The sequence below is a fragment of the Synechococcus sp. H55.10 genome (assembly GCF_047502715.1).
Taxonomy (GTDB): Bacteria; Cyanobacteriota; Cyanobacteriia; order Thermostichales; family Thermostichaceae; genus Thermostichus.
The window spans coordinates 1-20,597 of sequence record NZ_JANSJJ010000011.1 but is presented as its reverse complement, the minus strand read 5'-3'; the positions used below and the strand labels follow the sequence as shown (position 1 = coordinate 20,597).

Here is a 20,597-nt window from a genome sequence, read left to right as displayed (position 1 = left end):
GCGGCCACCGTGCGACCCACGGCGGGAAACTCTCCAGAGATTTAACTTGTTCTCCTCAAGTGTAGGACGAACGGCTTGCATCCCGACACTGATTGGCTCTTGAGTCAACACAATTCACCAATACAGTGCGGAGCTTCCCGCCGATTAAGCTAAAGAACTGCAAAAGTTTTCCCCTATACACCTAAACCTTAAATTTTCTTGGGCAGAACTCCTGCAGCTTGGCTCAACCCTTGCCGCCTGTGGATAGATGTAAAGCTTTGTTTCAAGACCTGCCGTTTCTTTTGACATTTGAGGCTTTCTCCCGGACAAACCCAGCTTGCCCAAGGAAGCGCTTCAGGCTAACCTACTCTTATCATTTGTGCATCCTGAGCATTTCAGGCTGTGAGGGTAATTATGGACACCCCTGTAAGCACTTTTAGAGATGAGACTGTCTCTTTTTTTGTCAATCTTTGGTCCAGGCTTGTCGATTTTATGCCCAATCTGCTGGCGGCGGTTTTCATCCTAATTCTGGGTTGGCTCGTGGCCACGGCGGTGGCCTTCGGCGTTCGGGGGCTGCTCAGGCGGACGCAGCTCGATAACCGCCTAGCTGCTTGGGTTTTGGGGCAAAAGCCTGGCGAGAAGCTGCCGCAAACGGAGCGCTGGGTGGCCGCTGCTGTTTACTGGATCATCCTGGCTTTTGTGTTGGTGGCGGTGCTGAATGCCCTACAGCTCCAGGCCGTCTCCGATCCGCTCAATCGGTTTTTAGGCGAAATCTTTGTCTATCTGCCGCGGCTGGGTGGATCCCTGGTGCTGCTGGTGGTGGGCTGGGCGGTGGCTACTGTTGCCCGCCTAGCGGTCATTCAGGGGCTGCGGCGCTTTAACTTAGACGAGCGGCTGGCTCAGCCTCTCCAACAGGAGAGCGCTGCCGGTGAGGTGGGTACAGAAGCGGCCACAGAAGGAACGGCTGCAAAGTCAGAGGGGGGGGCTGAGGTCGCTCCTTTTCTCTTGAATGAAGCTCTGGGTGACGCCCTCTACTGGTTGATTCTCTTGTTCTTTTTGCCGCTCATCCTGGATACGCTGAACCTGCGGGGGCCGCTGCAGCCGGTGCAAAACCTGCTGGATCAAATCCTGTCGATGGTGCCGCGCATTTTGGGAGCGCTCATCATCGGTGTGGTGGGCTGGTTTTTGGCCCGCATCGTGCGCGGCCTCATCTCCAATTTGCTGGCGGCAGCAGGAGCCAACCGCTTGGGGGCCCGCTTTGGCATTCCCCAGTTGGCCCAGATTGTCGGGACGGTGGCCTACATCTTGGTGTTGATCCCGGCGGTGATTGCGGCTCTCAATGCTCTGGAAATCCGGGCCATCTCGGATCCGGCGGTGGCGATGCTGGAGCAGGTGTTGCGGGCCATTCCCCGAATTGCAGGATCGGCTCTGATTCTGGCCGTCTTTTACTGGCTGGGGCAGTTTTTGGCCGGTTTGGTGACCCAGTTGCTGCAGGCGGTGGGCTTTGACCGCTTGGCTGCTGGCCTCGGCTTGCCCTTGGCCCCTGCTCCTGAAGCGCCTGCCGCTGAAGGGGAGTTGGTGAAGCAGCGCACCCCCTCTGAAATTGCCGGCCTGGTGGTCTGGGTGGGCGTGGTCTTGTTTGGGGCGGTGCCGGCGGTGGAGCTGTTGCAGTTTGCCGCTTTAACCGACATCGTGCAGGGGCTGTTGCTGATTTCCGGGCGGGTGCTCATCGGCGCCTTGGTGTTCGGGATCGGCCTTTACTTGGCCAATTTGGCCCATTCCATGATCAAGAGCTTGGGCAACCCCTCTGCAGGCGTGCTGGCGCAGGCGGCGCGGGTGGCCATCTTGGTTTTCGTCGGCGCCATGGCCTTACAACAGATGGGTGTAGCCACCGACATTGTGGTGCTGGCTTTTGGCCTGGTGCTGGGCGCGATTGCCGTCGCGGTGGCCTTGGCTTTTGGTTTGGGAGGTCGCGATGTGGCTGCCGAGCAGATCCGGCAGTGGCTGAAGCGGGAGTGAAAAGGCCAAATCTGCTAGAGGAATTGCTCTTCCTACCCAAAGAGAGCAGCGCTTCTTAAGGAGTGGCCATGCCACCCATCCGATGGCCCCCTCAAGGTTAACCCTGTTTTGCTTGCAAATGTACCCCGCCTGGCAAAACGCTCCGCGGGGTCTTGATTTAATTAATTAAGTTGAGACTTTTTGCTTTGGGTTTAAGCTGCCTCCGAAACTTTGGCCTCTTCTGGCGTTGCTTCCTGCACCACGATCTTGCCCCGGAACACCACATAGTTGTAGATGTTGTAGGACAAAATAACCGGGATCAAAAAGCCAATAAAGGTGAGCATAAACACCAGCGAACTGGGAGAAGCGGCTGCTTCGTAGATGGTGACGCTGGGAGGAATAATGTTGGGGAAAACCATAAACCCCAAGCCGATAAAAGAAAGGGCAAAGACTAAAAAAGTATAAACCAAAACGCTATTTTCTTCTCGCCGCCGCAGGCTGCGCAGCAACAGAGCCACCAACAAAAGTCCCAAAACGGGGATGGCAGCAAAGATATAGAAAAGAGGAGGCGAGAAAAGCTGAGCGCGCGCCTGCTCCGACATGATGGGGGTGCTAATGGTGATAAACACTGCCCCCAGCAATGTTGTCCAGGTGGCGATGGTTGCTGTCTTGTAGTAGGTTTTCTGCAGCTCGCCGGTGGTCTTAACGATCAGATAGGCCGAGCCGATTAACACGTAGCCCTGGATCAAGGTAAGAGCCACCAACACCGTGCGCCAGGTCAGCCAATCCCAAGGGCTGCCGGCAAAGTGGCCGGCTTCGTCGACGCGGATCCCTTCGAAGACGCTGCCCAAGGCAAACCCCTGGCCCAAGGCCGCCAAAAAGCTGCCCACCCCGAAGGCAATGTTCCACACCAGCTTGTTGTCGGCGTTCTCCCGAAACTCGAAAGAGACAGCCCGCAAGATCAGGCCCACCACCATGATCACCAGCGGAATGTAGAGAGCGTTGAGAATGGTGGCGTAGGCAAGGGGAAAGGCTCCAAATAAGGATCCCCCCATCAACACCAGCCAGGTCTCGTTGGCATCCCAGACATTGCCCAGGCTGGTCATGAGAATGCTGCGGCGGGTCTCGCTAGAAGCCGTCAGGGAGAGGATGCCAACCCCCAAGTCAAATCCATCTAGCAGAACATAGAGGAAGAGAAAGAGACCGAGGATAAAAAACCAGACTTGCGGTAAAAACTGCTGTAAAGGCTCGAAAGATTCCATCGTCGTTCTCTGTAGTTTATTTCCGACCAGTTCGAGACATGATCCCCCTCACCCGCAGCCCCTCTCCCTCTGGGAGAGGGGAGTTGGAAATCGACAAGTGGCTTGGCTGCTGTTCGATGAGGAGCCTGCGGTGTTGTCTGGGTTCTGTTGGGGCTGCACCGGTGCTAGCGAGCTTCTGCAGGACGGCGATCCGGCTCGTGGCGGGCAGGCTCGATCACCATCACCGGCTGGGTTGCCGGAACGGGGGCAGGCAGCTCCAGGTCAGGCCCTCTGCGGATGATGCGGCTGCCAAAGTAAAGGGCAGCCACGAAAAACACCGTATACAAAGCAGTCAGGCCGACCAAAGAAAACAGCACCTCTCCCGGCGGCAGCGGCGAAACGGATTCCGCGGTGCGCAGTTGTCCATACACAATCCAGGGCTGCCGGCCCACGCAGCGGACGATCCAACCGGTCTCCACGGCAATGTATCCCAGGGGTGCGGCGAAGACCCAAGCCCACATCAGCCACTTCTGCTGGGAGAGGGCCTCCGCCGACAGCTTGCCCCTCAACCACTGGATCAAGGTAACCCCCATAAGCCCGGCCAGAAACAGGCCAATGGCCACCATTGTCCTAAAGGAGTAGTAGATGAGGCCAATCATGTGAGGACGATTTTGGGGATCCCAAGCTTTCAGGCCCTGCACCGGTCGATCCAGCCTGGGCTTAAACTCCAGCAGATAGCCCAGCGCACCGGGGATCTTCACCTCCCACTCGTTGCGCTCTTCTCGGTCGTTGGGCAGGGCTAACAGGCTCCAATCGGCTCGTTCGCCGGCGGGGATCGTCTCCCACTGGGCCTCCATGGCCGCCAGCTTGGCCGGTTGATAGCGATACACTTGCTCCGCGCTCAAGTGGCCGATAAACACCTGCAAAGGGGCCACCACCAGAGCCATTGCCAAGACCACTTTGAGGGAACGGGAAAAAAACTCGCTGTGCCGCCGCTTGAGAATGTACCAGGCGCTGATGCCACCAATTACAAACAAAGAGGTCTCCAAAGTGGCAAAAAACATGTGCAGAAAGCTATTGACCATGAAGGGATTGACAATGGCTTGCAGGTAGTCGCGCACCACAAACTTTCCATTGACAAATACTCCCCCTGCCGGCGTCTGTAGCCAAGAGTTGGCCGTCAGGATCCAAAAGGTAGAGAGGTTGGCGCCGAAGGCCACCAGGATTGTCGAGATCCAGTGAATCACCGGCGGCACCCGCTCCCAGCCAAAGAGCATGATCCCCAAAAAGCTGGCCTCCAGCATAAAGGCCATCGTGCCCTCAAACCCAAGGACGGTTCCAAAGAAGTCGCCCACCGCCTCAGAAAAAGGGGCCCAGTTCATGCCAAATTGAAAGGCCATCGGCAACCCTGAGGCCACGCCGATGCCAAAGTTCAACACATAGATCTTTGACCAGAAACGAGCGTGGCGATAGTAATCTAGATTGCGGGTTTTTAGCCAAAGGCCCTCTATAACAACAAGATAAATAGCCAGTCCCGTTGTTAAAACCGGCCATAGCATATGGAAAATGGCCGTGAGGGCAAACTGTAGTCGAGAAAGTGCGACGGTGTCTAGAAACATGATTGGCACCCAGTTTGGATGGATAAACTCAACTTTTCCCAACCCTCTCTGCTGCAGTTTGTGCAGGCACGCCTCTAGGTATGTTCGCTGCAGACATCCGTACCCATTTGGATGAGGTCGGGAAGGCTATCTTTTTTGTTCCTCCTAGGATTGCATCTTGACCAAGATCAGCGATGGGCTGCTCGACTCTAAAGGTTAACTTTAGGATCTTGGAAGAAGGGGTTTTCTTCGTGTAAAGCAGACTACAGGATAAAGAGGGTTCTGAACTCTGGGGATCCGCAATCCCGAAATGGCCCGTTGAGGGGCGGGGATAACGCCATGCAAATTTCCCTCAGGGCCTGCCAGAATTGGGATCCCGGCTTGTTGGAGATCCCAGTTGGCAGTGGGGGGTGGAAGATGTCGTTTGTCCCGCTGGTGCGCTTTCTCGCCCAATCCGGCTTGGTACAAGAGTTGGCCGCCCGCTTGAGATCGCGGCGACAGGCAGCCATTCAAGGGGCAGGGCGGATCGCCAAGGGGTTGATGGCCTCGGCTTTGGCCCAGCAGGAGGGGAGATCCCTGCTGGTGGTGACTGCCACTTTGGAAGAAGCAGGCCGCTGGACGGCGCAACTGGAGGGCATGGGCTGGGAGAGCGTGTACCTTTATCCCACTTCTGAGGCTTCCCCCTATGAGCCGTTTGACCTGGAGCCGGAACTGGTGTGGGGACAATTGCAGGTGCTGGCCGATTGTCTCCAGGGCAGAAAGGGCATGGCCGTTGTGGCCACGGAGCGGGCCTTACAACCCCATCTTCCCCCCCCAGAGGTGTTTCAGGCCTTCTGCCTCAAGCTGGAACCTGGCCTGGAGCTGTCGCCGCAGCAGTTGGGGCAGCAGTTGGCCCGGCTGGGCTACCAGCGGGTAAGCCTGGTGGAAAGCGAGGGGCAGTGGAGCCAAAGGGGCGATATTCTCGACATTTTCCCGGTGGCCTGCGAGTGGCCGGTGCGCCTGGAGTGGTTTGGCAATGAGCTGGAACGGCTGCGGGAGTTCGACCCGGTAAGCCAGCGCTCCCAAGATGGGATCCCTTCTGTCTGGCTGACCCCCACCGGCTATGGGCCCATGCTCTGGCCAGCGCTGCAGGAAAAGATGGAGCAGCTCTCCCCCGCCCTGCGGCAGCAGGGATCGCCTCCCCCAGAAGGCCTGCGCCGTTTTCTCGGCCTGCTCTACGATCCACCGGCCAACCTGCTGAGCTACTTGGATCCCAATACCTTGATCCTGATCGACGAGCCGGAGCAGTGCCAGGCCCACAGCCGGCAGTGGCTAGCCCACGCCCAGGAGCAGTGGCAATTGGCCCAGGCTGCTGAGCCGGCTCTAGTGCCCTTCCACCGCCCCTTTGATCTTGAGGCCGCTGAGTGGGATCCCTTCCCCCGCCTGTTGGTCCGTGCCTTTGCCCCTGCTGGCGAGGGGGAAGCTGTCCTCGACCTCAAAAGCCGGCCTGTCCCTGCCACTCCCCACCAGTTTGGATCCCTGGCCAAAACCCTGCGCGAGTACCGCAAGCAACACTTGCAGGTGTGGATTCTCTCCGCCCAGCCCTCCCGCGCCGTGGCTCTGCTGCAGGAACACGACTGCCCGGCCCAGTACGTGCCCAACCCCAAAGATTTTCCGACTATCGAGCGCCAGCTCCAGTCCTACACGCCGGTGGCCCTGAAGTACTCCGGCCTAGCGGATCTGGAGGGGTTTCTCCTGCCCACGCTGGGGTGGGTGGTGCTGACCGACCGCGAGTTTTTCGGCCAGCACAGCCTGGCCACCCCCACCTATGTGCGCAAGCGCCGCCAGGCCAGCTCCCGCCAGGTGGATCCCAACCTGCTCAAGCCGGGGGATTTTGTTGTTCACAGGGCCCATGGCATTGGCCAGTTCCTGCGGCTGGAAAGCCTCACCATCGGCGGCGAAACCCGAGAATATCTGGTCATTCAATACAGCGATGGCCTGCTGCGGGTGGCTGCCGACCAGGTCAACTCCCTCTCCCGCTACCGGGCCGGCGGCGATGGCCCCCCCGCGCTGCACAAAATGTCCGGCAGCACCTGGGAAAAGACCAAGCAAAAAGTTAAAAAGAGCCTGCAAAAAGTGGCCCTTGACCTGTTGGAACTCTATGCCAAGCGTGCCCAACAGGAGGGCTATGCCTTCCCGCTCGATTCTCCTTGGCAACAGGAGCTGGAAGACTCTTTTCCCTATCCTCTGACACCGGATCAAATTCGCGCCGTCCAGGAGATCAAGCGGGATATGGAGTCTCCCCGCCCCATGGATCGGCTGCTGTGCGGGGATGTGGGTTTTGGCAAAACGGAAGTGGCCATCCGTGCCATTTTTAAAGCCGTAACCGCCGGCAAACAAGTAGCTCTTTTGGCGCCAACCACCATTCTCACCCAGCAGCACTACCACACTCTCAAAGAGCGCTTTGCCCCCTATCCCATTCAAGTGGGCTTACTCAACCGCTTCCGCACTCCCGACGAGAAAAAAGAGATCCTGGCCCGCCTCAAAAGTGGTGAACTGGATGTCATTGTGGGCACCCACCAGCTTTTAGGCAAGGATGTACAGTTTCGCGATTTAGGCCTTTTGGTCATCGACGAAGAACAGCGCTTCGGCGTCAACCAAAAAGAGAAAATTAAACTCCTCAAAACCCAGGTGGACGTGCTCACCCTTACGGCTACCCCCATTCCCCGCACGCTGTATATGGCCTTGTCGGGGTTGAGGGAAATGAGCTTGATCCAAACTCCCCCGCCCTCGCGGCGCCCGATTAAAACTCACCTCTCCCCCTACAATCCTGAGGTCATTCGCACGGCTATCCGCCAAGAGTTGGATCGCGGCGGGCAAGTCTTTTATGTTGTCAACCGCATTGAAGGGATCGAAGAGACCAGCGCCAAATTGCGGGAATGGGTGCCCGGCGCCCGCATTGCCATTGCCCATGGGCAAATGCCGGAAGGAGAGCTGGAAGCGACGATGCTGGCTTTTAACAACGGGGAAATCGATATCCTGGTCTGCACCACCATTATTGAGTCGGGTTTGGATATTCCCCGTGTCAACACCATTTTGATCGAAAATGCCCAGGAGTTTGGTCTGGCTCAGCTTTACCAATTGCGAGGGCGGGTGGGCCGGGCTGGGATCCAAGCCCATGCTTGGCTGTTCTACCGAGAAGATGGCATCCTCACCGAAGAGGCCCGCAAACGCCTGCAGGCCATTCAGGAATTTACCCAACTGGGATCTGGGTATCAATTGGCGATGCGGGATATGGAGATTCGCGGCATTGGCAACCTGTTGGGCACGCAGCAATCGGGGCAGGTCAATGCTGTGGGCTTCGATCTTTATTTGGAGATGCTGCAAGAGGCCATTCGCGAAATTCGTGGCCAAGAGATCCCGCAGGTGGAAGATACGCAAATCGACCTCAATGTCACCGCCATGATCCCGCAAAGCTATATCCCCGACGAAGATCAAAAGATGCAGGCCTATCGCCAATTGGCTGCTGCCGGCTCTCGGGTCGAGCTGTTGCAAATTGCCCAGGAATGGCAGGATCGCTTTGGCCCCCTGCCCAGGCCTACCCAGGAGCTGCTGCGGGTGATGGAGCTGAAGATTTTGGCCCGCAGGCTGGGCTTTTCCCGTATCAGGCCGGCCAAGGAGCATGTGCTTCTGGAAACTCCCATGGAGGAGCCCGCCTGGAACCGCCTCAAGGAAGCGCTGCCCACTCACCTACAGCCTCGCTTTGTTTACCAGCCGGGCAAGGTGACGGTGCGGGGCCTGGGGATGGTGCCTGCGGCGCAGCAACTGGAGAACCTTTTGCAGTGGCTGGACAAAATGAGCTTAGCCCTGAGCCGGATAGAGGCCGGGCTCCCAACAGCCACTTAGTCCTGGGTCCTGGCTGCGGGGCGGGGCTTCTGCTGTGAGAAACTGGGATGGGTGCCCGGCCTTCCTCGGGTTGGACTTTTGCACTCCCCGTTGCCTTGCCTCATGAAAGTCCTCGAAGCTCACCACCTCCAGAAAACCTACCGGCAGGGGGGCAAGCAGGTGCGGGCGGTGGTGGATGTCTCTCTGACGCTGGCGGCAGGGGAGATCCTGGCTTTCTTGGGGCCCAATGGAGCCGGCAAGACCACCACCATCAAGATGATTGCTGGGCTGATCCAGCCGGATGCCGGCACGGTGCGCATCCTGGGACGGGATCCCCACGCCGATGCGGGTGCGCTGGCCCAGGTGGGGGCGGTGCTGGAAGGCAACCGCAACCTCTACTGGCGGCTCACCCCCCTGCAAAACTTAGAGTATTTTGGCGTGCTGCGGGGGCTATCCCCCAGAACGGCTCGCCAACGGGGGCTGGAGCTGCTGGAGACCTTTGGCCTGCTGGAAAAACGGGATGTTGCCGTGCAAACCCTTTCGCGGGGTATGCAGCAGAAGGTGGCCATTGCTGTTGCCCTGCTGCACCAGCCGGTTCTGCTGTTGCTGGATGAACCCACCTTGGGGCTGGATGTGGAAGCGGCGCAAGCGGTGAAATCCTTGATCCGCCAAATTGCCGCTGCAGGTCGGGCCATTCTCCTCACCACCCACCAACTGGAGATGGCCGAGGCCCTCTCAGACCAAGTGGCCGTGATCGAGGGGGGGAGAATCCTCTGCCAGGCCCCCACGCAGGAGCTGATCCGGCGCTTTGCCGGCGCAGCCGGTACTTATCGGATTGAGTTGGAACAAGACCTCGATCCCAGCCGGGCGGAGCGCCTGCTCCAGCAAGGGGTGGAGATTCTCGGCTTCCATCAGTTGCGCTTTGGCGGCTCTTCAGAGGCGTTGTATCAGGTGCTGGAGATCCTCAAGCCCTTGCCCCTGCTTAGCATTAAGCGAGAGGAAGCGGATCTCACCCACATTTTTCTCAAGCTCTTAAAAAGAGGGGATGGGCGAGGATGATGCAGGCGATACACCTGTTTTGGGCCGAGCTGAAGCGGGCCTGGATCCAGTACATCCGCTATCCGGCAGAAGCCCTGGGCGGGATCTTAATTACCACCTTTTTCTTCTATGCCCTCTTTGCCGGCGCTCAGTATGTGGCGGGGCCGGCCTCCCAATTTGGCGAACGGCTGGACGCGGTGGTGATCGGCTATGTGCTCTGGACGCTGGTCATTTTTGTGGTGAACGATATTGCCCTCAACCTGCAAGTAGAAGCCCAGACAGGCACCTTGGAGCAGGTGTTGCTCTCGCCCTTTTCGGCGGCCACCCTGTTTTTGGCGCGGGCCTGCGCCAGCTTGGTGTTGCGCTTTTCCGTCGTCGCCGTTATTTTGGGCGTCATTTTGCTGTTGACAGGCAGCCGGCTGCGCTTTCCTCCCACTCTGTTGTTGCCACTCTTGAGCGTGGTGCTGGGGGCCTATGGCTTCTCGTTTTTGCTGGGATCCGCCGCCTTGATTTGGAAGCGCATCCAACAACTGCTGATCCTCAGCCAATTCGGCCTGCTCTTTCTCCTGGCCACCCCCACGGAAGAGTGGTCGGGATCCCTGAAGTGGCTGGGGCAGATGCTGCCCATGACGGCAGGGGCCGGCTTGCTGCGGGATCTGATGGTGCGGGAGGCGGGCTTGGATCCCCTGCGGCTGCTCATGGCTCTGGCCAGCGGCCTTTTCTACTTCGGGCTGGGCCTGCTGGCCTTTCGCCGGGCGATGCAACTGGCCAAACAGCGGGGCATCTTGGGATCCCAGTAGGACGTTGTCAGAGGGAGCGCCGGTCGCCAGGGGAGCGCAACAGGTGAGGGAAGTGGTACTCCACTGCGCCGGTAGCCAAGTTGTTCTCGGGAGAAGCGATGCCCCGCCGGCTCAGCTCTCGCAGCGCTTTTTCAATCTCGTCAAAGTCAGCAGGCAGCTCAATGGCGACTTCGGAGAGGGTGAGGATCCCTTGTCGCTGCTGCGCCAGCCGCAGGATCTCCCGCATCAAAGCCTGACCCTTCAAAGGCTGAGGCGGGGCCGAGACGGCTTTTGCGGGAGCCGGAGAGGGCCGCACTCCTTGCAGGACGGCCAGCTTGAAGTTGTAATCTTCCACCATGCCCGGGATCAGAAACAGGTCGATCAACTGGCCAAAGCCCAACAGGCCGAAGGTCAAAAGCCAGAGAATGCCCGTCACGGTTTTGCCCAGATAGAGGCGATGGACGCCACAGATCCCGAATATGCCCAGCGCCCAAAGGATGTAGGTGGTGCCGACAGATTTGGGCTCGGCAGGGGGCAGTAGGTAGCGAGAACTCATCGTTTTTCTCCGAGAGACCCCACGCTACGGCGCAGCAGGGGAGGGACAGAAGGCTTGGCGACGAGGCTCAATGTCCCAGAGCCAAGCGTATAGGTATACGATAGCTTCACTTCGCTGCGCCATCAGGTGAGGCTGGCCTGCTGTTGCCGCTTTCACCAACGTCGGCTAGGTGGATGAGAAAGGCTGCAAAAAAACTTAAGGCCACTTTCCCGCTGTGGGATAAGACCCCCTACAGTGGATAAAGAACGATGATTGAGTTTTGCTATGTCCAAAAGCGGCGTGCTCCTGCTGAACTTGGGGGGACCAGAGACCCAGGCCGATGTGCAGCCCTTTCTCTACAACCTATTTGCTGATCCCGAGCTGATCCGCCTGCCGTTTCCCTTCTTGCAGGGGGCTTTTGCCTGGGCCATCTCCGCGCTGCGGGCCGCAAAATCCCGGCGTAACTACGCAGCCATTGGGGGAGGATCCCCCTTGCGGCGCATCACAGCCGAGCAAGCGCGAGAACTGCAGGCCCACCTGGTGGCCGAGGGCTACGACGTGCCGGTGTATGTGGCCATGCGCTACTGGCACCCGCTCATCGAGTCGGTGGTGCAGCAGATCAAGTCGGATGGGATCACCCGCCTGGTGGTGCTGCCGCTCTACCCGCAGTATTCCATCAGCACGACCGGCTCCAGCTTTAAGCTGCTGGATCGGCTCTGGGCCGAAGACCCGCAGCTGGGCCGCATCGAGCGCTGCCAGATCAGCTCTTGGTACGATCAGCCTCAGTACGTGCAGGCGATGGCAGGAGCCATTCGGGAACAATTGGATCGGTTTGCCGATCCCGAAAGGGTGCATGTGCTGTTTAGCGCTCACGGCATTCCCGAAAGCTATGTCACCCAGGCCGGGGATCCCTACCAACAGGAAATGGAAGCTTGTGTGCGGCTGATCTGGCAGCAGGTGGAGCGCCCCAATGACCACACCCTCTCCTACCAAAGCCGGGTGGGTTCGGTGCGGTGGCTGCAACCCTATACCGAACGGGTTATCCCGGAGCTGGGAGCGCGCGGGGTGAAGCAGTTGCTGGTGGTGCCGATTAGCTTTGTGTCGGAGCACATCGAGACCCTGCAGGAGATCGACATCGAGTATCGGGAGCTGGCCCACCAGGTTGGGATCGCCGATTTTCGCCGGGTGCCCGCCCTAAATGCCGACCCGCTGTTCATTGCCGGCTTGGCGGCGCTGGTGCGGCCTTATTTGCTCACCTCGGGCTTGGCCGCTCCTGCCTTTGTGCCTGCGGCTGTGGCTCACTCTGTTCTCGAGCCCTGAGCCAGACTAGGGTAAAGCAACAGAACTACCCCACGCGGTTGCAATGCTGATTTCCGGTGCCTTGGTTAGCGTGGCTACCCCGGATTTACCCCGTCTACAGCACTTCTATCAGGCTCTCTTGGGGATCCCTCCTCAAGCTCAGCTCCCAACCGAGGGGGAGCCGGTGTATGTGGAGTTTCGTCTCCCAGGGTTGCGGCTGGGCCTTTATGGCAGCCGTCACCCCAACTTTGCTGCTCAAGCCGGGGCGATGAGCCTCTGCTTGCAGGTGCAGGATTTACAGGGATCCCTGACAACGCTGGAGGGGCTGTCGAAAACTTACCGGCTCTCCATCTCCCCCCTGCGGCAAGCTTTTCACGGACAGGAGGTGGATTTTCAGGATCCCGATGGCAACCGGATTGTGTTGCACCAGCCTTCTGCGGCTGTTTGGGAAGTGATGGCCTGGGAGGGCTAGATCTGCCACAGGTAGATGGTGTAGGTGTTGATGACATCCGATACGGTGGTGGTGGCGGTGGGGGGCCAATCTCCCATGTCGAAGGAATGGGTAACCAAGCGGGCGCCAGGCCGGAGCTGTGAGCGCAACTTGTCTCGGATCAGCAGGTGGGAGCGGGGCAGCAAATAACAGCTCACCACTGTCGCCGGGGCTAAGTCCAAATTAAGCAAATCCTGCTGGAGAAAGATGACTCGATCCTGAACTTGGGCTTCTTGGGCCCGCTGTTGGGCTTCCAGGATGCGCTCCGGGTCGATATCCACCCCCACACCCCGCGTGCCAAAGCGCTGTGCCGCTCGAATGAGGATGCGGCCATCCCCACAGCCCAAGTCGTACAGCACATCTTCGCGCCCCACCTGGGCCAAATCCAGCATGGCATCGACAACCGAGGGCAAGGTGCGCACATAAGGAGCCAAGCTGAGCCGGTTGGGCTGGCCGTGGAAGAAGGGATCCCTGCCGAGCAAGTTGTGGTTCAGCTTGGGCTTGAAACCGCGAGGTGCTGAGGGTTGATCCCGAGAAGAGCGCTTTTTTCTATTCATCAAATATATTTTGATCGGTGTTCCCATTAGTCTAGCAATCTATTGCAGTACCGAGGCTCCGGCATTTTACTGGATGGGAAAGCACCGTCAATCGCCTTGGCCCAAACACTTTAAAAAATATCAAAAAATATCTTGATTCAACAACTTGGCCAGGCGTTCCAGCCCCTTTTTGACCTGGCGGGAAACAGTAACGGCGCTGATCCCCAGCCGCTCTGCCGTTTCTTTTTGGGTGAGGTCGTAGAAGAAGACAAATTCCAAAATCTGGCGGGTGCGTTCTTCCAGCTTGGCTAAGGCATGTTGCAGACGGATGCGGTCTTCTTCGGCCAGTTGAAAACTGCGATAGCGTTGATCTGGAACGACCTCGCCTAGAGCAACGCTATCTTCCCCGGTTTGAATGGGGGCATCAAGGCTGAGCAAAAGGCTATTTTGTTGAGCCAGTTCCATCTCTCGCCATTCCCGGTCCGTCAGTTGCAAAGCTTCTCTCACCTCGGCCTCAGAGGGGGGACGGCCCAACTCTTGCCGCAGGCGCGCAATCACCTTCTTGGCTTGCCGCTGCAGAGTCGTCCAGCGACGTGGGATCCGCAAGGTGGAGCTTTTGTCCCGCAAGTAGTGTTGAATTTCTCCGCGAATGTAGGGCATGGCGAAGGAGCTGAAGGCCAGGCCACGGGTAATATCAAAGCGTTCAATGGCTTGAATCAAACCCAAGCAGCCGATTTGTACCAAGTCATCGTACCCCTCATTGCATTGGTTACTCCAGTGATGGGCTTCTTTGCGCACCAAGCCCAGGTTCATTTCCACCAGCCGGTTGCGCAGGGCCGGATCCCGAGTCTGGTGGTACAGTCGCAACAGTGCAGCGGTTTGGGCTTTAACATCTTCATGTTTGGATGCCATAGACGCACCCACAGCTCGGGATCCAGTATCGCCAATACTAGCTTTAGTCAAAGATAGGGGAGCCGCGGCTGTCGATGGCGTTGGCGGGTCGGAGTCGTCGAGAGAAGGCGGTTGAGGAGCCGTTAGCATAGACAACCAACTTAGAGACAGGGGATACTAGGCGCCACCCATTTTCTCCGGGCCAGACTTCCGCTGCACCCAACCGCGAAGAAGCTTGCAGGCAGACAGTATCAGGTTGTGTCCATGAAAATGCTACCAGATGTTAACAAGAACACAACTTGCCCCCGAGATCTGCCAGGAGCTGGAGTGTTCTCAGTTTGCTCAGGTTTTTCGCTGTAAGCAACAGCATCTCTACGGAAAATCAGCGGGTTTCCTCTGCATTGGGCGGAGCCACCAGATTGCTGTTGCCGGCCCATCCTCTGGAACTCAGGGCGCAGACGATGAGCAACTAAAGTTGCTTACGGGCTTTTCCGCCCCGCACGAAATACGGAGCTACCAAGCTATCCCTCTGTGTCGGTTCCAAGGCCGGAGAGGGCTGTCAGGAAGGCCGTAAAGCTCGGCTCACTGCGAATGAGGTCGAAATAGGGCTCAGAGGAGAGCAAGGGGCGGTAGCGCTCCGGCTGCAGGCGCAGGGCTTGCTCCAAGGCTTGCAGAGCCTGGGGCACCTGACCTTCCCAGGCGCAGCAGCAGGCTTTGGCGTAGTGGGCCTCGGCATCTTCGGGATCCATCTGCAGGGCCCGGTCAAAACTCTGGATGGCCAGCCCGTAGAGGTTCAAGTCCATCAGCACCAGGCCGCGCTGCACCCAGATCTGAGGGCGCTGGGGATCCTGGGCCAGGGCGCGGTCGTAGCTGTTGAGAGCTTCCATCCAGTTGCCCAGGCGGTGGTGGGCAAGGGCGTGGCCGGCCCAGAGGGAAGCCGATGCGGATCCCAGTTGCAGGGCCCGTTCATAGCTGGCCAGGGCCTCGGCGTAGCGCTCCAGGTGCACTAGGGCCAGCCCGCGACTTTGCCAGACCTGGGGATTGCTGGGGTTAATGGCCAGGGCTTTGTCGTAGCTAGCTAGGGATCCCTGCCACTGCCCCAGCGAGGCCAAGGTTAGCCCGTGCAGATACCACGTTTCCGAGCTATCGGGGCGGAAGGTGAGAATCTGCTCGTAGGCGCGCAGGGCCTCTTGGTAGCGGCCCAGTTGCCGCAGTGTGTTGGCCTGGTTAAAGCGGGCCTCAAAAAAATCCGGCTTTAGGTGCAAAGCCCGCTCGTAGCTGGCCAGCGCTTCCTGGTGACGGCCGAGATCGTCCAGTAGAGAGCCGCGGTTGTTCCAGGCTTCGGGAAAATCTGGCTTTAGCTCCAGGGCACGATCGTAGCTGGCCAGGGCAGCTTGGGCCTGCCCCAGGTGGTCGAGGGTGGTGGCGCGGTTGTACCAGGCAATGGGATCCTGGGGCCGATCTGCCACCGCCTGTTCGAAGGGCTGCAGTTGGGCCCCCTGTTCCACCGTAAGGGCAGAGAGGTCAACCGCCGTTGCCGGCCAAACAGTTGTCGAGTCTGGGGGAGCAGCCTGCTGCTGTCGTCGCAGCCACCAGGCCCAGCCGCCGGCCAAGAGCAACAGGCCCACCCCCAGCAGCAGCACACCCACATCGCTCGGAGCAATCGCAAACGGCATGACCCACTTCCTCGCCGCGCGACTTTACATCATCACCAAAAACGGCAGGGGATCGCTGGGCCCTGCCGGCGAGATCAGCTCGATGCGTTTTTCGCCAGGGTAGGTGCTGGGATCGATCTCAAAAGTTACGGTCAGTGCCTCGGCAGTGGCCTGCACCGGCCCTTGGGAGCGCCCCAAGGGATCCCCGAAGCTAACCCGGATCCCTTTGCCCGCCGGGCTGACGCGGATCTCCGTCACTTGATCCAGATGGGATCCCTCCAGTGTACAGACGATAACATCGCCCACAAAGGCTTCCAGAGGCCATCCCCGCCGTACCTGCGGTCTTGACATGCTCGCCCCACTCCTTGGTTATCGACGTTGCCCTTGGATCCCTTGGCCCTGCTGCGTCGCCCGCGGTCTTGGATCCGCTAACGCCAAGCTCAGGGCTATCGAGAAGGGCTACCTGATGTTTAGCCCAAAGTTCCCGGCATGACAAATGGCCGCTGACCCTGCGGGAACAGCCCCAATCCAGCCCTCTTCCAAACCCGAGGAATCGGGGACGGTCAGCGTGGCCGTTCCCCGCACCAACCAATCGGAAGAGGAACCAACGCTCACCAGCCGCGGCACCTCTTCCAGGCTATCGGCCACGGCAAACAGCACCCGCCCTCGCGCCTGGGGATCCCAGCCCAGCAGCTCGGCATATCCCAGGGCCGGCGGTGGCTCCCAAACCTGTACCGGCGGGATCCCGGTCGAGTCGGTGGGCAAGGGCCAGATCACCGCCCGATCCCAGCTCAAATCGGTTTGGAACCAGCCTTCGTACTCCCGCGCCAGCAGAGTGTTGTCCTGCCAGGCCAGAGGCAGGATCATGGCAAAATCCAAGGGCTCGGCGGGGTCATACACAGACGCTGAAGCTTGATAGATCACTTGCAAGGCTTGGGTACGAGTGTTCTTGGCAAACAACACACTGGTCAACCGACTGGCCTGAGGGGTGGCCACCAAATCCAGCCGCGTGTACACCTGCCACTGCGGATCCGGTGCCGGCAGAGGCCGGCTGCGCAGCAGGCCAATCAGCGTACACTGCCGTTGCCGCGCCTGCTCCTGCAGGGCATACACCCACTCCCACGGCACGGCCAGCGGCGGAGAAGGGATCCCCTCCGCAGCCGCCATCGTCGCCAACAGCAGGGATCCCATGGCCGCAGACAGAGCCCCTCTCCACCACCGCCCCTTTCGCCAGACAGAAGCTGCCATCGTCACCCAACCTGCGGCCAGGCCAAACTCTCTAGCTCCCCTCGGCCAAGCGCAGTTGCACCGAGCGGCCATGGGCGGGCAGCCCCTCCGCTTGTGCCAGAGCTTGGATCGCGCCAGCCACCTCCTGCAAAGCTGCCGAGCCGTATTGGATCAGGCTGGAGTACTTCAGGAAGGTCTCTACCCCTAGAGCTGAGGCGTAGCGAGCCGCCCCCGCCGTGGGCAAGGTGTGGTTGGGCCCGGCCAGGTAGTCCCCCACCGCCTCTGGAGTGTAGTGCCCCAGGAAGATTGCCCCCGCATGGCGAATGGGATCCAGCAGGGCCCAGGGATCCGCCACCTGCAGCTCCAGGTGCTCCGGCGCAAACTGGTTGGACAAGTTGACTGCTGTCGCCAGATCCGGCACCACGGCGATGAGCCCGTAGTTGGCCACCGCCTTTTCCACCATCAGGCGATTGGGGTGGGTCTCCAGTTGGGCCGCCACCGCCTGCTGCACCTGTTGGGCCAACTGGAGATCGGGGGTGAGGAGAACGGCCGCCGCCAGGGGATCATGCTCGGCCTGGGCCAGAAGATCGGCGGCAACATAGAGGGGATTGGCGCTCTCGTCGGCGATGATCAACACCTCGGAAGGCCCTGCCAGCGAGTCGATCCCCACCGTGCCGTACACCAGCTTCTTGGCCAAAGTCACGTAAATGTTGCCGGGGCCGGTGATTACATCCACCTTGGGGATGGTCTCGGTGCCATAGGCCAGCGCCGCAATGGCCTGGGCCCCGCCGACGCGATAGATGGTGTGGATGCCCACTTCTTGGGCGGCCACCAAAATAGCCGGGCTGATCCCCTTGCCCCCCAGCCCGTCCGATCCCGGTGGGGTCACCATGACAATCTCGGGCACCCCCGCCACCTTGGCCGGAATGGCGTTCATCAACACGGTGCTGGGATAGGCGGCCCGCCCTCCTGGAATGTAGAGGCCGGCGCGGTCCACGGGGCGGTACTGCTTGCCCAAGACGATCTCAGGGCCGGGAAAGCTCACCCAACTGCTGGGCACCCGCTGCCGGTGAAAGGCTTCAATGCGCTGTTTGGCCAGGCGCAGGGCCGATAGCAGTTGCGGCGATACCGCCTGGTAGGCCGCCTCCAGCTCCGCCCCCGAGACCTTCAGCTCCGCCACGCTCAACTCCACCTGGTCAAACTCAGCCGTGTAGGCCAGTAGAGCGCGATCCCCCTGACGGCGCACTGCTTGCAGGATCTCCCGCACAGTGGCCTCACGGTGCAGGTTCTGGTCAGCCTGAGTGCGCTCCGAGATCCGTCTAAGCTCGGCTTCAGCCTCGGTTAGCTGGGTGACGATTCTCAGCATGGCAACTCCTTCGCCTAGCGTGCCGTAAGCAGATGGTAGCGAGGGATCCGGTGGCATCGCGGTAGCAAAGCAGATCCTCACTCCACCGGTTCGTGGTGGCCAGAGGAGCCATCCTCGGTCAGGGATCCCGTCTGCACCTGGGGTGATCTGCTATGGTCATAGCTTAGCCTGGATTTTCCGCGGCCAAGAACCGGCCATGGCGCTTTGAGGACGCTGTTTGAAAAGCAGCTTCCTCTGCTTTTACCAGCGCAATTCAGCCGATTTGATTAAATTGCGAAAGTCGTGGATCACCTCTTCGCAGCGGCGGAAAAAAGCCAGTACCCAGTCCCGCAGCACCTTTTGTTGAGATTCGTCCAGCTCCTTGAGGGTGCCCCGGTAGTGGATTTGGCCGCTGCGCTCGATCTCGAACTGGTTGAGCCACTCGGCTGAGGATCCCTGGCGTTCCACCACTTCCTGCCGCGCTGCCTTCCAATAGTTGACGATCACTGCCTTGCCCAAATAGCCGCTTGTGATCTGGCAGAGGCGATTGAGAGATTGCACAAAGACATCCATCTGCATGCGGCTGCCTGTCGCTGCCGGCTGGGTCGCCTCCTCCCTTGGTGTGGGCTTGCCTTCTGCTAGGGTGGAGCTGGGTTGGGTGGGGTTCCGGACGGCCTCCGCCTGGCTGGTCAACAGGCGAAAGGTGGCCAGGCCCTTCGGCGTATCCTGTTGCAGCTCGGCTCGCAGGCGGTTGACGGCCAAGGTGTAGACCGGCATCACCAGCTCGTCATTGACCGCCACCAGCAACACCCACTCCGGCCCTAAGGGGTAGACAAAGACTCGTTGCTCGGCAAACTGAAAGTCAAAGTAGTCAAGGCCTGGGGGCATGGTCTGCAAAACCTGAAACAGCCCTTCGGCAAGGGCCTGCTGCTGCCGGCTGTCCAAGTTCTGAAAAGAGCGGTAGAAAAAAGGGCGGCCTGTCCGACTCAGGAGCGCCACCCCCATCACCCCCCGGATGGACAAAAAACTCTCGAGTGTTTCCTTCTCCATGCCCCTCAGGAGCCAACTCGGCCAACACAGCAGAGTGGCTTGGTAGCCCCATACTAAGCGCTCCGCGCCGCTGACGCGAGTAGTGCGGGGCGGAAAAGCCTTCGAGCGACTGGAGTCGCTCGCCAATGTTATTATGCTCGCCAGTGTTATTATGATGTTGTAATCTTAAGTCAGCACCTACCCCGGTGAAAAACCCGGACAGTACCGAAAGCCAGTAAGCAAGCGGAACCTTGAGGCTTTGTCTCTAGGAACTGTCTAGGGGCGTCTTGACAGCGCCTTTACGAGTCCAACTGTGGACTGCGTAAGCCTTCCCCAACTTCAGCCGGGGGAGTGTCAAAACTCCTACGGTGGCTCAGATTAGCCGAGGCTGGTTGGCTACAGCCCATGACTACAGTCTTTGCCAATCCTTGCCCAGTACAGAGCTTTCCAGCAACACCGACTGCAGCCGCTGCAATTACCCTTTGCGTAACAGGGATCCCTCTCGTCTGCAAAAACCTGATAAACTACCCCACCGCATAAGGCGGGTGGTTTTTTGGGTAGCCCTGAAGCAGGCCCACAAGGACTCCGTCCCGCTGACGCGAGTGGAGATGCAGTGGTTTACCCAAGCTTGAAAGCGTCTTTTCTTGCCAGACAGCCGTTGCAGCAGCTCCCGGCATCTGCGCCGAGAACTGCGTGTGCCCTGACTGGCCTTGCGTTGCAGAACCGCTCTCAAGCGGGAGTAGTGGTCTCTGACCTGGTTCAACTGCTGTCCATTCCAGTTGTCCCCCTCTGTTCGCGTCAGCCGGCCGTAGGCCTTGGTCGCATCCAGCTTTGTGGCTTGCGACGCAGACACCTTGAGCTTGCAAGAGGTAGTCAGAGCTTGGGTCATGCTAAGTATGTTGGGCGCTATCCCTTCCCACCGTATAGACGGTGGGGTATCCCGCGCGTTTTGTTGATCCAGCACTTTGATCCAACGCTGCGCTGTCGCGTACACAAGGGGAGAGGGCGCAGGGGATCCACCTATCCGTCCAGTTGCGCCCTCAGGGTTTGCACGCCCCGCCGCGACCAGCTCACTGCTCCAACGCGATCGGCG

The 20,597-nt window shown here is 59.4% G+C and carries 16 protein-coding genes and 1 pseudogene; 6 read left to right on the top strand and 11 right to left on the bottom strand.

Annotated elements, in window-relative coordinates:
- Nucleotides 1-471 precede the first annotated feature (471 nt).
- On the top strand, nt 472-1,998 hold the full coding sequence (locus NW858_RS01030; RefSeq protein ID WP_414519396.1) for a mechanosensitive ion channel: 1,527 nt from the start codon (nt 472-474) through the stop codon (nt 1,996-1,998).
- Between the two features lie 191 nt (nt 1,999-2,189).
- Here NW858_RS01030 and cydB read toward each other — a convergent pair whose 3' ends face one another.
- Together cydB and NW858_RS01020 are read right to left on the bottom strand one after the other, a co-directional pair.
- Nucleotides 2,190-3,239, bottom strand: coding sequence for a cytochrome d ubiquinol oxidase subunit II (cydB, locus tag NW858_RS01025; protein ID WP_414519394.1), 1,050 nt, complete (start codon nt 3,237-3,239; stop codon nt 2,190-2,192).
- Between the two features lie 164 nt (nt 3,240-3,403).
- Nucleotides 3,404-4,837, bottom strand: coding sequence for a cytochrome ubiquinol oxidase subunit I (locus NW858_RS01020; RefSeq protein ID WP_414519392.1), 1,434 nt, complete (start codon nt 4,835-4,837; stop codon nt 3,404-3,406).
- A gap of 396 nt (nt 4,838-5,233) precedes the next feature.
- Here NW858_RS01020 and mfd point away from each other — a divergent pair, with 396 nt between their 5' ends.
- From mfd to NW858_RS01005, 3 genes are all read left to right on the top strand, one after another.
- On the top strand, nt 5,234-8,701 hold the full coding sequence (gene mfd, locus NW858_RS01015) for a transcription-repair coupling factor (RefSeq protein ID WP_414519398.1): 3,468 nt from the start codon (nt 5,234-5,236) through the stop codon (nt 8,699-8,701).
- A 102-nt stretch (nt 8,702-8,803) separates the two neighbouring features.
- Nucleotides 8,804-9,739, top strand: a complete 936-nt coding sequence (locus NW858_RS01010; RefSeq protein ID WP_414519390.1) for an ABC transporter ATP-binding protein — start codon at nt 8,804-8,806, stop codon at nt 9,737-9,739.
- Entirely contained in the window at nt 9,736-10,518 is a 783-nt protein-coding gene (locus NW858_RS01005) for an ABC transporter permease (protein WP_414334966.1), read from the top strand. The genes NW858_RS01010 and NW858_RS01005 overlap by 4 nt, the downstream gene beginning before the upstream one ends.
- 7 nt (nt 10,519-10,525) lie before the next feature.
- Here NW858_RS01005 and NW858_RS01000 read toward each other — a convergent pair whose 3' ends face one another.
- On the bottom strand, nt 10,526-11,053 hold the full coding sequence (locus NW858_RS01000; RefSeq protein ID WP_414334965.1) for a TM2 domain-containing protein: 528 nt from the start codon (nt 11,051-11,053) through the stop codon (nt 10,526-10,528).
- A 264-nt stretch (nt 11,054-11,317) separates the two neighbouring features.
- Here NW858_RS01000 and hemH point away from each other — a divergent pair, with 264 nt between their 5' ends.
- Nucleotides 11,318-12,352 (top strand): ferrochelatase, encoded by a 1,035-nt coding sequence (hemH, locus tag NW858_RS00995; protein WP_414334964.1) that lies wholly within the window; start codon nt 11,318-11,320, stop codon nt 12,350-12,352.
- Nucleotides 12,353-12,395: 43 nt separating this feature from the next.
- Nucleotides 12,396-12,803, top strand: a complete 408-nt coding sequence (locus NW858_RS00990; protein WP_414334963.1) for a VOC family protein — start codon at nt 12,396-12,398, stop codon at nt 12,801-12,803.
- On the opposite strand, the gene NW858_RS00985 is transcribed toward NW858_RS00990, so the two are convergent.
- The 8 genes and pseudogenes from NW858_RS00985 to NW858_RS00950 form a co-directional block, all read right to left on the bottom strand.
- A complete protein-coding gene (locus tag NW858_RS00985) occupies nt 12,800-13,378 on the bottom strand; it encodes an SAM-dependent methyltransferase (RefSeq protein WP_414334962.1) in 579 nt (192 codons plus the stop codon). The two genes, NW858_RS00990 and NW858_RS00985, sit on opposite strands and share 4 nt — an antisense overlap.
- Nucleotides 13,379-13,498: 120 nt before the next feature.
- The gene (locus NW858_RS00980) at nt 13,499-14,398 is read right to left on the bottom strand and encodes an RNA polymerase sigma factor SigF (RefSeq protein ID WP_414519387.1); all 900 of its coding nucleotides are present in this window, start codon (nt 14,396-14,398) and stop codon (nt 13,499-13,501) included.
- 371 nt (nt 14,399-14,769) lie between these two features.
- Nucleotides 14,770-15,924 (bottom strand): tetratricopeptide repeat protein, encoded by a 1,155-nt coding sequence (locus NW858_RS00975; RefSeq protein ID WP_414334960.1) that lies wholly within the window; start codon nt 15,922-15,924, stop codon nt 14,770-14,772.
- A gap of 24 nt (nt 15,925-15,948) precedes the next feature.
- Nucleotides 15,949-16,254 (bottom strand): hypothetical protein, encoded by a 306-nt coding sequence (locus NW858_RS00970; RefSeq protein WP_414334959.1) that lies wholly within the window; start codon nt 16,252-16,254, stop codon nt 15,949-15,951.
- Nucleotides 16,255-16,362: 108 nt separating this feature from the next.
- The gene (locus NW858_RS00965; RefSeq protein WP_414334958.1) at nt 16,363-17,151 is read right to left on the bottom strand and encodes a hypothetical protein; all 789 of its coding nucleotides are present in this window, start codon (nt 17,149-17,151) and stop codon (nt 16,363-16,365) included.
- A 31-nt stretch (nt 17,152-17,182) separates the two neighbouring features.
- On the bottom strand, nt 17,183-18,496 hold the full coding sequence (gene hisD / locus NW858_RS00960) for a histidinol dehydrogenase (protein ID WP_414334957.1): 1,314 nt from the start codon (nt 18,494-18,496) through the stop codon (nt 17,183-17,185).
- Nucleotides 18,497-18,736: 240 nt separating this feature from the next.
- Nucleotides 18,737-19,651, bottom strand: coding sequence for a hypothetical protein (locus tag NW858_RS00955; RefSeq protein WP_414519385.1), 915 nt, complete (start codon nt 19,649-19,651; stop codon nt 18,737-18,739).
- Nucleotides 19,652-20,099: 448 nt separating this feature from the next.
- A pseudogene (locus tag NW858_RS00950) lies at nt 20,100-20,297 on the bottom strand (RNA-guided endonuclease TnpB family protein); the annotation flags it as partial.
- Nucleotides 20,298-20,597 lie beyond the last annotated feature (300 nt).

Excerpts from the sequence above, each read along its gene's own strand:
- NW858_RS01030 (WP_414519396.1), top strand. The coding sequence starts at position 472 with ATGCCCAATCTGCTGGCGGCGGTTTTCATCCTAATTCTGGGTTGGCTC.
- cydB (WP_414519394.1), bottom strand. The coding sequence starts at position 3,239 with ATGGAATCTTTCGAGCCTTTACAGCAGTTTTTACCGCAAGTCTGGTTT.
- NW858_RS01020 (WP_414519392.1), bottom strand. The coding sequence starts at position 4,837 with ATGTTTCTAGACACCGTCGCACTTTCTCGACTACAGTTTGCCCTCACG.
- mfd (WP_414519398.1), top strand. The coding sequence starts at position 5,234 with ATGTCGTTTGTCCCGCTGGTGCGCTTTCTCGCCCAATCCGGCTTGGTA.
- NW858_RS01010 (WP_414519390.1), top strand. The coding sequence starts at position 8,804 with ATGAAAGTCCTCGAAGCTCACCACCTCCAGAAAACCTACCGGCAGGGG.
- NW858_RS01005 (WP_414334966.1), top strand. The coding sequence starts at position 9,736 with ATGATGCAGGCGATACACCTGTTTTGGGCCGAGCTGAAGCGGGCCTGG.
- NW858_RS01000 (WP_414334965.1), bottom strand. The coding sequence starts at position 11,053 with ATGAGTTCTCGCTACCTACTGCCCCCTGCCGAGCCCAAATCTGTCGGC.
- hemH (WP_414334964.1), top strand. The coding sequence starts at position 11,318 with ATGTCCAAAAGCGGCGTGCTCCTGCTGAACTTGGGGGGACCAGAGACC.
- NW858_RS00990 (WP_414334963.1), top strand. The coding sequence starts at position 12,396 with ATGCTGATTTCCGGTGCCTTGGTTAGCGTGGCTACCCCGGATTTACCC.
- NW858_RS00985 (WP_414334962.1), bottom strand. The coding sequence starts at position 13,378 with ATGAATAGAAAAAAGCGCTCTTCTCGGGATCAACCCTCAGCACCTCGC.
- NW858_RS00980 (WP_414519387.1), bottom strand. The coding sequence starts at position 14,398 with ATGCTAACGGCTCCTCAACCGCCTTCTCTCGACGACTCCGACCCGCCA.
- NW858_RS00975 (WP_414334960.1), bottom strand. The coding sequence starts at position 15,924 with ATGCCGTTTGCGATTGCTCCGAGCGATGTGGGTGTGCTGCTGCTGGGG.
- NW858_RS00970 (WP_414334959.1), bottom strand. The coding sequence starts at position 16,254 with ATGTCAAGACCGCAGGTACGGCGGGGATGGCCTCTGGAAGCCTTTGTG.
- NW858_RS00965 (WP_414334958.1), bottom strand. The coding sequence starts at position 17,151 with ATGGCAGCTTCTGTCTGGCGAAAGGGGCGGTGGTGGAGAGGGGCTCTG.
- hisD (WP_414334957.1), bottom strand. The coding sequence starts at position 18,496 with ATGCTGAGAATCGTCACCCAGCTAACCGAGGCTGAAGCCGAGCTTAGA.